Genomic DNA, 12,206 nt, shown 5'->3' on the forward strand with positions numbered 1-12,206 from the left:
TCCGTTACATCCGTTGCATAATCCGTTGCCGAACTTCCTTCACTGTTGGACTGTTCTAGGATTGCGCGATCGATCTTGAATAAAAGACTCCACCATCGCTACATTTTCTTTACTGCCGATAATCAAGGGTGATCGCTCGTGCAGTTTGGTCGGCACAACGTCTAAGATGTCTTGAATGCCCGTACTGGCGCGCCCGCCGGCTTGCTCCATCAAAAACGCCAAAGGAGCCGATTCGTAGAGCAAACGCAATTTGCCCTCGGGGTTTTTCACCGTTCCGGGGTACAAAAAGACGCCTCCCTGGAATAAAATCCGGTGGAAATCTCCCACCAAAGCCCCGCCGTACCGGGCGCTGTAGCCTTCGCTGCGGTGTACATAGCGAATGTAGTCTCTCAAAGATTCCTCCCACTGCCAGAAGTTGCCTTCATTAACGCTGTAAATCGGGCCGCGATCAGGAACCTTAATGTTTTCGTTAGCTAGAATAAACTCGCCCAAACTGGGATCGAGGGTAAAGGAATGAACACCCTGACCGATCGAATAAACCAGCATGGTACTAGGGCCGTAGAGTACGTAGCCGGCCGCTATTTGTTTGTGTCCATGTTGCAGCAAGTCGGAAGCAGAACCGTCTTCATCGTCCCCCTCTTGCTTGCGGATGCTGAATATGGAGCCTACATTGAGATTGATGTCAAGATTGGAAGAACCGTCTATGGGGTCGTAGAGCAGACTGTAACGCCCGATCGGACAATTTTCGGGAATGTAGTAGGGTTTTTCCATTTCCTCCGAAGCCAAGCGGCAGACAAGTCCGCTTTGCTGGAATACCGAGATAAACACTTCATTGGCATAGATATCCATCTTTTTGACAGATTCTCCCTGCACGTTCGTAGCCCCTGTAAACCCCAAGGCATCTGCCATTAATCCGGCTCTGCTGAGCCGCCTCGCGATCAGCTTTGCCGCCAGCCCGATGCGATTCATCAGCGCGCTGAGATCCTGAGCATCTGCTGAAAAGCTGTGGAGTTGCTGGAGTACGTGACGGGATAGGGTTGTGCAATCGCGGTCTAAGGCTTGCACCTGATCCATCGGGCCCAGTCGGGCTTCCCCTGTCGGCGCGTTTACCATGATTTTGATGTCCTCCCTGTCTTGCTGCTCTGGATTTGGGTTCGATGGAGTCCTTGACTCTTGCTCCTGAATCGGCTAAAAGACCGATCGTCCCCCAACTTCTATCTTAGGAAGGGTTTTGCCAAAGGGCGTCGAACTTTAGGTGAATTTTAGATCCGCATCGAAAATTGAGGAGTTCGAGCGGCTGTTGAGTCGGGAATTGTATTCAAAATCACTAATTTTTTTGATTAACCGCAGAGGACGCAGAGGGCGCTGAGAGAGAAAGTGGCGATAGATAAGCCTACGAACGTTGGCTAGCATCTCAAAAAGACCGACAACTTCCTTTGCGCGAAGAAGATGTAGAACCTATTGTTAATTTGCCGGAATTGCTTGCAGGCATTTACGATCGCGCCGGCTATGATTATCGGCTCGATTACGATCAATATCCCGTACGTAAATTTTCGCCAAAGGTGATATGACACTCCAAAATTCTGGGTAAGCTCTCCATAGAAATACGGTAATTGAAATTTAAGCAAATATACAGAGTCCGTCATTGACTTTTCTATTGACTTGTTTGAAATATACTCAAACACTCAATTTACCTTGCATAAATTTTTCAAAATTTGGGTTTTTAAAACCGAAATACAAAATGTTTGTTGATACTCATCAACCCAGGATAATGCTATGGATATTGTCGAACAAATTCCCCATAACTTAGTCAAACACTATCAAATTAAAAAGCTACTCGGAGAAGGCGGTAGTAGCACAAATTATGAAGCCTTTGACCTCCAAACACACCAGCGAGTCGCACTCAAAGCTTTGTCTTTACAGAAGATGAATGACTGGAAAGTCCTGGAACTCTTTGAACGAGAAGCCAATGTTTTATCAAAATTGAATCATCCGGGAATTCCGCGTTATTTGGATTATTTTTATGTCGATACTCCCGATAACCGTTGTTTTTATATAGTACAAGAACTGGCCCAAGGGCAATCTCTAGCCAGTTTAGTCGAAAATGGCTGGCACGCTAGTGAGTCCGAAATTCAACGCATTGCCACACAAATTTTGAATATTTTGGTTTATCTCCATTCACAGAAACCACCTGTTATCCACCGGGATATTAAACCAGAGAATATAGTTTTCAAATCGCCGATCGATTCCCACAAAGAAAAAGACTGGGCAGTCTGCTTAGTAGATTTTGGAGCAGTGCAAAACACTTATTACAATACTTTACTGCGAGGAAGTACCGTAGTTGGAACCTATGGTTATATGGCTCCAGAACAATGTCTCGGACAAGCCGTACCTGCAACAGATTTATATGGTTTAGGAGCGACATTGTTGTATTTACTAACCCACCGTTCCCCCGCCGAATTACCAACAAATATACTAGAGAAAGATTTTCGCTCTCAAATTCAGATTTCTTCAGCATTTGCCGATTGGTTAGAAAAAGCGATCGCGCCAGATTTAGAAAACCGCTTTGAATCGGCACAAGAAGCGCTTGAATCTCTTCGCAATCCTCGAAGAGTTAACGTTAAATCCAATCCGACGCAATGGAAAAAGCGCCTCAAAATAGGAATTGCTGCTATTGCTACTGTTGCTGTTTTTAATCACTTTAAATATCCCATACTCAACCGGATTGGATTTACACCCGATGCAGTTGTCGAGGCTGCCAGCCAGGGAGATACTAACACTATTAGGCATTATCTGGATCTTGGTATTAGTGCCAATAGCAGGATAGGCAGTCAGAATTTACTACACTTTGCTGGCTCAAAAGAGGTGGCAGAATTGTTAATTGCCAAAGGTGCAGATGTCAACGCTAAGGGTACACATGGCGGTACCCCATTACACATCGCTGCTATGTTCGATCACATAAAAGTGGCACAGACGCTAATTGCTAAAGGTGCAGATATTAACGCCCGGACAGGAAGTCAATATTTTAATAGAACTCCTCTGTTCTTTGCCCGATCGCCTGAAATGGCCAAGTTGCTGATTGCTAAAGGTGCGGATGTCAATGCCAAAAACAAAAATGGCTTGACTCCTCTACATACGGCGCGATCGAAGGCAATAGCAAAGATACTACTCGCCGCAGGCGCAAAAATTAACATCAAAGAAGACAATGCCCGAAATGGCAAGAGTACAGCTTTATTACATAATGCAGCCAAAATAGGTTTTAAGGAGTTGGTACAACAGCTAATTAAAGACGGTGCAAATGTGGCGATTCTGGATAGTGAAAAAAGAACTCCCCTGCATCTTGCTGTCGATCGAGGCTATCAAGATATCGCTGAACTGCTAATTGCTAATGGCGCAAGGGTTAACGCTAGAAATGCGAACGGTCAAACTCCATTGTATCGAGCGATCGCGATCGGACACAATGAGATTGCTGCACTGCTAATTAACAACGGTACAGATGTCAATAATATAGATCGATCTGGCACAACTCCACTGCACAAAACCGCACATTATGGCACTGTAGAAATCTTAAAATTGCTGATTGCTAAAGGTGCAGAAATTAATATCCAGGATAATCAAAGAAAAACTCCACTGGATATCGCCGTAGACCTGAAACTTCAGGATGCAGTGGCGCTGCTAATTAGTAAAAACCCAGTTGTTAATAGTGAAGACAAAGAAGGCAGAACTTTACTGCATATCGCTGTCGATTTCAAACTTGAGGATGTAGCCAAACAACTCATTGCCAAAGGTGCATTCGTTAATACCAAAAATAACTTGCTTCAAACTCCCCTGCATCTTGCTGTTGCTCAAGGCTCTCAAGATATCGCTAAACTGCTAATTGCTAATGGCGCAAGGGTTAACGTTAGAAATGAGAACGGTCAAACTCCGTTGTATCAAGCGATCGCGATCGGACACAATGATATTGCTGCACTGCTAATTAAAAACGGTGCAGATGTTAATAATAGAGATAAGTGTGACACAACTCCCCTGCACAAAGCCGCACATTATGGCACTGTAGAAATCTTAAAATTACTAATTGCGAAAGGTGCAACAATCAACGCTACAAACTGCTATGGCGACACGCCCCTAAAGATAGCAGAAACCAACTGGAACCCCGACGGAGAAGCAGCAGCCAAAATACTCATATCTCGCGGTGCAACCTACTAATCATCCACAATCAACTCAGGCACAAAAATATGAAAACACTACAACAATCGGAAAAAATCATTGCTGAAAGATATCGCATAATCGGTAAATTAGGACAGGGTGGAGTTGGGATTACCTATGCTGCTGTAGATTTAAACAGCAATCAAAAAGTTGCACTCAAAGCTTTATCCCTGCGTGTAAGAACTGAATGGAAGAAAGTCGAGTTATTTGAACGAGAAGCCAAAACTTTATCGGGATTGAATCATCCGGGAATTCCTCGCTACATTGACTACTTTCAAGTTGATACTTCCCAAGATCGTTGTTTTTATATCGCCCAACAACTCGCACCTGGAAAATCTCTCGCACAATTGATAGAAAATGGCTGGAAACCAAATGAATCGCAAGTTCGTCATATCGCCGATAAAGTGCTAGAAATTCTAGTTTATCTGCAATCGCTGTTACCTGCTACTATCCACCGAGATATCAAACCTCAAAATATAATTCTGCAAAAAAACGGGCGAGTCTTCCTAGTTGATTTTGGTGCAGTTCAAAATACTTACCATCATACCGTTACAGGAGGCAGTACCGTTGTCGGAACCTACGGTTACATGGCACCTTAACAATTCAGAGGAAAAGCTGTATTATCAACAGATTTGTATGGATTAGGAACAACGCTGCTTTTCCTGTTAACCCAGAAATTTCCATCGGATTTACCCAGACAAAAGCTGAAGGTAAAATTCCGCGATCGCGTCTCTATTTCTCCCGAGTTTGCCGACTGGTTAGAGAAGATAATTGAACCCGCAAGTGAAGATCGATTTCACTCAGCAAAAGATGCTTTATCAGCGTTGCGAGGTGAACAGCCAAGCGGGATTAATCCCGAAAAAATGTTTAAGCGATCGCCCCAATCCCGAATTACTTTAATTGACGCTAAACGGTGGTTATTCATCAATATATACCCCGATCGCTTCCCTAGCAAACTCAAAGGGTTTTTCCGGTTCATTCATTTGAGTTGTAAAGTTTTACTTCTCTTCTCTTTGATTCTGGGCGTTTTTGATTTAATCCTATGGTTAATTGTCACACCGTGGTACACGACATTTAGCTTGTTTAAATACACTTTAGCAGACTCGCTAGGTAAATTATTTCACCTATTTGTATTTATATCGATCGAACCTGTAATAATATTTACCGTATTTTATGCTTTGATGTACTTGTGTTGGATTTCTTATTGTTTATTGAGCAGACCAATTCAAATCAGCCCTCAAGATATCCAGCGGGTAAAGTTGAGCGTAATTCATCTGCCATTGCTCAAAAAATCGATTAGTTTTTGCCTGATTCGCACCAAGTCGCGTAACTATTGTTTTGGCTTATTTTTGCCGCAAGCTGAGAAAGAATGGTTGGTAGGGGAATTAAATGATTGTTTAAGTAAACTAAAATAAATCATTGTTGTCATCCACAGATTTGATGAAAAACCCGTTTTTTTTTCGGAGTGCGTGGGTTAAGTAAATGCGGAAGTATAGAAGATTTTATGTACTAATTTAGGCAATAATAATAATCAAAAAATCCTGGCTCTGGCATGAGAGTAAAACTATAAATAATTTCGATATTTATGAAATAGGACTGCAAAAGGGGAAGGCGATCGCACTTGTTGAATACGTAGCTAAAAAGATTAGTTGAGAGTAGCGATCCTGACGGGTGACAACCCCGTCAAAAGCTTGATAAAATCAAGGACATAGCCCTCATACCCCTCTGAAAAAAGGGTAGCTTATTTCGCCTCATCCTCATTAATTCTGCAATAATATCTTGACAAAACTCCATTCCAACTACCCAAGATTGACCATATAGCCCAATCCAAAAGCTACTGTGTCGGCGCTGGGAACGTTGAGGTTCTGTGAGGCGACTAACATACTTTTGAATTCCCTGGTGCTTGATTTTTTGACCTTGCAGGATAGCAGAACTGTAAGCGAGAGCAATGAGGAGAATTAATTTTTGTAACCGTTCATTATTAGCATGACTATTCTCGCTCGTTGTAACCACCTGTCTTACAATCTTTGAACATGGCTTCTATACCCATACGACTTTTGAAAGCAGAAATTGCTGTATTATGGGTTTCTAAGTTAGTGAGAAGATACCAACCTTCATCCTCCACCTTGCCCTGATATTTACGACGCCAATAACCAGCTACATTAAACAAGCCAAATCCTTTTTGTTTAGTGACTTTAATACCCGTGAGAAAAAAGCGACTTCCGGGTAACAATCCCAGCTCGGACAAATGAGTATATTCGGCAAATTCTTGCTGAATATAGCGTTCCTGTTTCACCCTAAAAACGAACTTCACGTCTTGCTCACACAGCCAGCTCCCTAGTTTGACGCTGCCAAATTCAGGCGTCTCCTAAAATGATAATTTTGTAATCCTTTAAAAGCTCTAAAATCGGTGTAATTAGAGTTTGCGGCTCGGCAATATTACTGCTTCCTCTCTTATCCAAGAGTTGCCAGTATAAGGGGATAGCTCGCTTGTCCCAAATCAGACTAATTACAAAAAGGTTTTTGGCTCGCCCGACAAGTGGGATCGATAGCGAGTTTTAATAATTTATGATTTTTAAATTTCTGCTTCAATATTTCTTGAACGATAGGGAACCACAGGCGTTCTATTTGGAGGCAATCCAATTTGAGAAATCGTTGTAGGCTGCGCCTGCGGCTTTCAAATTGAATCGGATAAGGCATCAAAGAAGCTAGCAATTCCAGGCTTACTTGTTTATGGCAAGCAAGTAGATATACCAAAATCTTTAAAGTCAGATATTCGGTGACTTTTAGCTGTTGTTGTAGGTAGATTTGGTAAAATGAAGGAAGCATATTTAATAGATGGGGATTTTTCACAATCACGACCCCATCTTTTTTTACCACAAAAGCTCCAAAAGCTCTACAGATAATGCTTTCGGCGGGGTTGTCACCCCGTCAGGTAGCGATCGCCTTTTCGATTGGTTATGCTTGACTCAGGGCGATCGTTTCTGCCAGTTTACTGCTCAACAAAAATAAAGATGTTTGTGGTTAAATATCGTATAAAGACAAGAAATATCTCGCCCTGACTGAGGTAGTGTCGTTAAGCTCCTGTATCTCCTCTCCTAAAGGTTCCATTAATGAGTATTTCGCCTAGAAATAAAAAAATTATCCTGTTTTTGGCAGCCAACCCCAAAAATACCACCCCTGTGGACTTACAGAAAGAGGCGAAGGAAGTTGCAGAGGGGTTGCAACGCTCTAAAAAAGCCGACAAGTTCCAACTTGAGCAACAGTGGGCGGTGACACCCAGAGAAATGCAGCGAGCCATATTAGATTATAAACCAGAGATTGTGCATTTCTCTGGGCATGGTGCAGGAGAAGGCGGTTTAGCCTTGGAAGATGGGGCGGGACAAATTAAGCTGGTCAATACCAAAGCTTTGGCAGCTTTATTTGAGGCGTTTAATGAGTACGTGGAGTGCGTAATACTCAACGCTTGCTATTCAGAAGTGCAAGCGGCTGCGATCGCACGTCACATTCCCTATGTGATCGGCATGAAGCAAGCGGTGGGAGATAGCGCCGCACGAGAATTTGCTGTAGGTTTTTACGATACGTTGGCGGCGGGGGAATCGATCGAATTTGCCTATAAATTGGGTTGCGTTAGCATCAGCATGGCTGGTATTCCAGAAGAGCTGACTCCGGTATTAAAGAAAAAGTCGGATTTTTCTGAGTTGGGTGCAGCAGGGCGATCGGGCGATGCTTCTGTTAGCGATATCGTTGAGGAGTCGTCGCCTGTGGTGGAAAATCCGCGATCTAGCGCCGTATCTCCCGTTTCGAGTTCCAACTTAGACAACCCAGAAGGTTCTGTTAGTTTAGATTCACCCCTATATATTGATCGGCATCCCATTGAATCTGACTGCTACCAAACTATTGTTAAGCCCGGAGCTTTAATCCGAATCAAAGCCCCCCGGCACATGGGAAAAACTTCCTTAGTGCAGCGAATTTTATACAACGCCAAGGAACAGGGTTATCAAACGGCTTATTTAAACTTTCAATGGGCTGATGGCAGTTTTCTCACCAATCTTGATGAGTTGTTGCAGTGGTTTTGTGGTGAGATTACCAATGAATTAAATTTAGAAGATAGGTTAGGAGAATATTGGAAAGGCGTTCTCGGCAGTAAAAATAAAAGCACGAAGTATTTCCAACGCTATCTACTATCTAACAGCGATCGGCCTGTTGTTTTAGGGTTAGATGAAGTCGATCGCATTTTTGAGCATTCCGAAATAGCCACCGACTTCTTTGGATTATTACGAGCTTGGCACGAACGGGGAAAAAATGAGGAAATTTGGAAAAAGCTGAGGTTGGTTATTTCTCACTCTCAAGAAGTTTATATTCCTCTCAATATTAATCAGTCGCCATTTAACGTGGGATTGCCCATAGAATTACCTGAACTCAATCAGAAACAGGTAACAGATTTAGTGAATCGACACCAATTAAATTGGTCAAATCAAGAGATTTGTGACCTGATGGAAATGGTGGGCGGTCATCCTTATTTAGTGCGAGTTGCTCTCTACCAAATTGCCAGAGGGAGAATTAGCTTAGATAGCTTGCTAAAAGTTGCTCCTACTGAAGAAGGCCCTTACTACGATCATTTACGACGGCATTTAGTTAACTTGGAACAAGATGCAGAACTAGCAGCAACAATTAGACAAGTAATTAACAGCGAACAACCTGTAGAAATTAATACCGGAGAGGCTTTTAAATTGCGAAGCATGGGGTTGATCAAATTTCAGGGAAATGCTGTCATGCCATTGTGTGGTTTGTATCGTCAATATTTTAGCCATCGCCTAGCTTTTCCCCAACCAAATATGACTGCTGTGCAACAATCTAATAACCCATTAAGCTTGAGCGTAGAGAGTAATTTAGCAGCTATTATTTTTTCCGATGTAGTTAATTCCACCGCTTTATCAGTGGCCAACCAAAAGCTGACACTAGAATTAGTGAATCGAGATTTCAATATCATCCGAGACATCTGCGCTAAACATCAAGGCAAAGTCCTTAAAGAAATGGGCGATGGTTTATTAATTTTCTTTCCAGAAAGTGCCGTAAAAGCAGTAGCCTGTGCGCTAGAAATACAGCGAAGTCTCGCCGAAGCTGCTACAACCTTACCTGCGAGTCATGTCCTGCAACACCGGATTGGTATTCACTTGGGGGAAATCTTCTTTCTTAATAATGATATCAGGGGGGCTGGTGTAAATTTAGCGGCTCGTTTAGAAGGGAAAGCAGAGCCAGGAGGAATCTGTATTTCTGAAACAGTTTATCAAGTCGTTAAAACCCACTCACCTTTAAATGTGATTGACTTAGGTATGCAACAGTTAAAGGGAATTACTGAACCTGTACGGCTGTACAAATTGATTCCTTGATTCTCTGATTTTCCACCTATAAATTAACAATGACCTATGAAGGATTATCAATATCAAGTTGGGGGTAGCCTGCCTGCCAACGCCCCAACTTATGTCACTAGAAAGGCGGATGAAGAACTTTATCAAGCTTTAAAAGCTGGAGAATTTTGCTATGTTCTTAATTCCAGACAAATGGGAAAATCATCCCTGCGAGTGCGGACAATGCAGCGGTTACAAGCAGAGGGAATTGCCTGTAGTAGCATTGATATCACAGAAATTGGCACCTCAGACATCACGCCAGAAGAGTGGTATGCAGGCGTGATTGATAGCATCGTCAGCCGATTAGATTTGTATGACGTTTTTGATTTAGATGAATGGTGGGAGCAGAACAGCTTACTATCGAATGTTAAACGATTCAGTAAATTTTTTGAAGAAGTATTACTCAAGATAATTTCAGAAAATATAGTAATTTTTGTCGATGAATCGGACAGTTTACTCAGCTTAAATTTTAAAATAGAAGATTTTTTTGCTGTGATTCGTGATTGCTATAATAATCGAGCTGATAAACCCGACTATCGTCGATTAACATTTACAATGTTGGGGGTAGCTACTCCCTCAGATTTAATTCAAGACAAGCGACGCACTCCGTTTAATATTGGTCGAGGGATAGAGTTAACGGGGTTTAAATTAGCAGAAGCCCAACCTTTGGCAGTGGGGTTAGAAACTCAAGCGGAAAATTCTAAAGCTGTGTTAGAAGCAGTATTATATTGGACGGGCGGACAGCCATTTTTAACACAAAAGCTTTGTAAACTAATGCTCGGTAGTGCAAATCATACACCCATTTCAAATCCCGCTGAGTGGGTAGAAAGTTTAGTCCAAGAAAAGGTGATTGATAATTGGGAAGCACAGGATGAACCAGAACATTTAAAAACGATTAGAGGACGCATTTTACGCAGCGAGCAACGGGCAAGTAGGTTATTGGGACTATATCAGCAAATTTTGCAGCACAATGAAATAGCTACTGATGATAGTCCCGAACAAATGGAACTACGATTAACTGGGTTGGTGGTTAAGCAGTCTAGCAAACTTCAAGTTTATAACCGGATTTATCAATCGGTTTTTAACCTGGATTGGGTGGAAAAACAATTAGCGGAACTCCGCCCTTACAGCGAAAGTTTTAAAGCTTGGATAGAGGCTAATTTCCAGGATGAATCGCGACTGTTGCGAGGTCAAGCCTTGCAAGATGCTCAAAGTTGGGCAGCCGATAAAAGTTTGAGCGATTTGGATTATCAGTTTTTAAATGCCAGTCGGGAAGTCCAACAACGGGAAGTTGAACGAGAGTTAGAAGCACAAAAACAAGCGAATCAAATTTTGACTCAAGCGAATCAGACGCTAATTAAAGCACAGCAATTGGCCACATATAAAATCACTCAAGCTCAGAATTTAGCAAATGTCATCCAGGAAACTGCTTTTTCTAATGAATCATTTCGTTCAGGACAGACATTCCAAGCACTTTTGGAAGCATTAAAGGCAGGACAAGCATTCAAACAACTAGATTCTTCAGCCGAGACGACAAAACATATTAGAGGACGAGTGATAGCTGCGCTGCAACAAGCAGTGTCCGCAGTAAAAGAGCGCAATCATTTGGAAGGGCATAGCAATTCTGTAAATAGCGTCGCCTTTAGTCCAGATGGCAAGACATTGGCTTCTGCAAGCAGTGACAACACCATCAAACTGTGGCACCTGGAAAGCCAAAAACCCCTCGCTACCCTCACCGGGCATAGCAATTCTGTAAATAGCGTCGCCTTTAGTCCAGATGGCAAGACCTTGGCTTCTGCAAGCAGTGACAACACCATCAAACTGTGGAATCTGCAAACCCAAAAACCCATCGCTACCCTCACCGGGCATAGCAATTCTGTCTGGAGTATCGCCTTGAGTCCAGATGGCAAGACATTGGCTTCTGCAAGCAGTGACAACACCATCAAACTGTGGAATCTCGAAAGCCAAAAACCCATCGCTACCCTCGCCGGGCATAGCAATTCTGTAAATAGCGTCGCCTTTAGTCCAGATGGCAAGACCTTGGCTTCTGCAAGCAGCGATAAGACGATTAAACTGTGGCACCTGGAAAGCCAAAAATCCATCGCTACCCACACCGGGCATAGCAATCCGGTGTGGAGCGTCGCCTTTAGTCAAGATGGCAAGACATTGGCTTCTGCAAGCCGTGACAACACCATCAAACTGTGGCACTTGGAAAGCCAAAAATCCATCGCTACCCTCACCGGGCATAGCAATGAGGTCTTGAGCGTCGCCTTTAGTCGAGATGGCAAGACATTGGCTTCTGCAAGCAGTGACAACACCATCAAACTGTGGAACCTGCAAAGCCAAAAACCCATCGCTACCCTCACCGGGCATATCAATGAGGTAAATAGAGTCGCCTTGAGTCCAGATGGCAAGACATTGGCTTCTGCAAGCCGTGACAACACCATCAAACTGTGGCATCTGGAAAGCCAAAAACCCACCGCTACCCTCACCGGGCATAGCAATCCGGTCTATAGCGTCGCCTTTAGTCCAGATGGCAAGACATTGGCTTCTGCAAGCAGTGACAACACCATCAAACTGTGGCACCTG

Annotated in this window: 9 protein-coding genes; 6 read left to right on the forward strand and 3 right to left on the reverse strand. The window is 43.1% G+C overall.

Going from position 1 to position 12,206, the window contains the following annotated elements; all coding sequences use genetic code 11:
* Nucleotides 1-39 precede the first annotated feature (39 nt).
* Nucleotides 40-1,113 (reverse strand): class 1 fructose-bisphosphatase, encoded by a 1,074-nt coding sequence (gene fbp, locus QUA10_RS19430; RefSeq protein WP_333038320.1) that lies wholly within the window; start codon nt 1,111-1,113, stop codon nt 40-42.
* A 323-nt stretch (nt 1,114-1,436) separates the two neighbouring features.
* Here fbp and QUA10_RS19435 point away from each other — a divergent pair, with 323 nt between their 5' ends.
* The 4 genes from QUA10_RS19435 (at nt 1,437) to QUA10_RS19450 (ending at nt 5,621) form a co-directional block, all read left to right on the forward strand.
* Nucleotides 1,437-1,571, forward strand: coding sequence for a DUF4058 family protein (locus QUA10_RS19435; RefSeq protein WP_445242330.1), 135 nt, complete (start codon nt 1,437-1,439; stop codon nt 1,569-1,571).
* A 205-nt stretch (nt 1,572-1,776) separates the two neighbouring features.
* Nucleotides 1,777-4,206, forward strand: a complete 2,430-nt coding sequence (locus tag QUA10_RS19440) for an ankyrin repeat domain-containing protein (RefSeq protein ID WP_333084056.1) — start codon at nt 1,777-1,779, stop codon at nt 4,204-4,206.
* Between the two features lie 29 nt (nt 4,207-4,235).
* The gene (locus QUA10_RS19445; RefSeq protein ID WP_333084055.1) at nt 4,236-4,805 is read left to right on the forward strand and encodes a serine/threonine-protein kinase; all 570 of its coding nucleotides are present in this window, start codon (nt 4,236-4,238) and stop codon (nt 4,803-4,805) included.
* A gap of 33 nt (nt 4,806-4,838) precedes the next feature.
* Entirely contained in the window at nt 4,839-5,621 is a 783-nt protein-coding gene (locus QUA10_RS19450) for a hypothetical protein (protein WP_333084054.1), read from the forward strand.
* A 575-nt stretch (nt 5,622-6,196) separates the two neighbouring features.
* Here QUA10_RS19450 and QUA10_RS19455 read toward each other — a convergent pair.
* Together QUA10_RS19455 and QUA10_RS19460 are read right to left on the reverse strand one after the other, a co-directional pair.
* Entirely contained in the window at nt 6,197-6,502 is a 306-nt protein-coding gene (locus tag QUA10_RS19455; protein WP_333084052.1) for a hypothetical protein, read from the reverse strand.
* 209 nt (nt 6,503-6,711) lie between these two features.
* Nucleotides 6,712-7,086 (reverse strand): hypothetical protein, encoded by a 375-nt coding sequence (locus QUA10_RS19460; RefSeq protein ID WP_333084051.1) that lies wholly within the window; start codon nt 7,084-7,086, stop codon nt 6,712-6,714.
* Nucleotides 7,087-7,319: 233 nt separating this feature from the next.
* Here QUA10_RS19460 and QUA10_RS19465 point away from each other — a divergent pair, with 233 nt between their 5' ends.
* Both QUA10_RS19465 and QUA10_RS19470 read left to right on the forward strand, forming a co-directional pair.
* The gene (locus QUA10_RS19465; RefSeq protein WP_333084049.1) at nt 7,320-9,599 is read left to right on the forward strand and encodes an AAA-like domain-containing protein; all 2,280 of its coding nucleotides are present in this window, start codon (nt 7,320-7,322) and stop codon (nt 9,597-9,599) included.
* Between the two features lie 36 nt (nt 9,600-9,635).
* Nucleotides 9,636-12,206: WD40 domain-containing protein (locus QUA10_RS19470; protein ID WP_333086346.1), on the forward strand; the 2,571-nt coding region annotated here is incomplete at its 3' end.

The sequence above is a fragment of the Microcoleus sp. Pol8_D6 genome (assembly GCF_036700965.1).
Taxonomy (GTDB): domain Bacteria; phylum Cyanobacteriota; class Cyanobacteriia; order Cyanobacteriales; family Microcoleaceae; genus Microcoleus.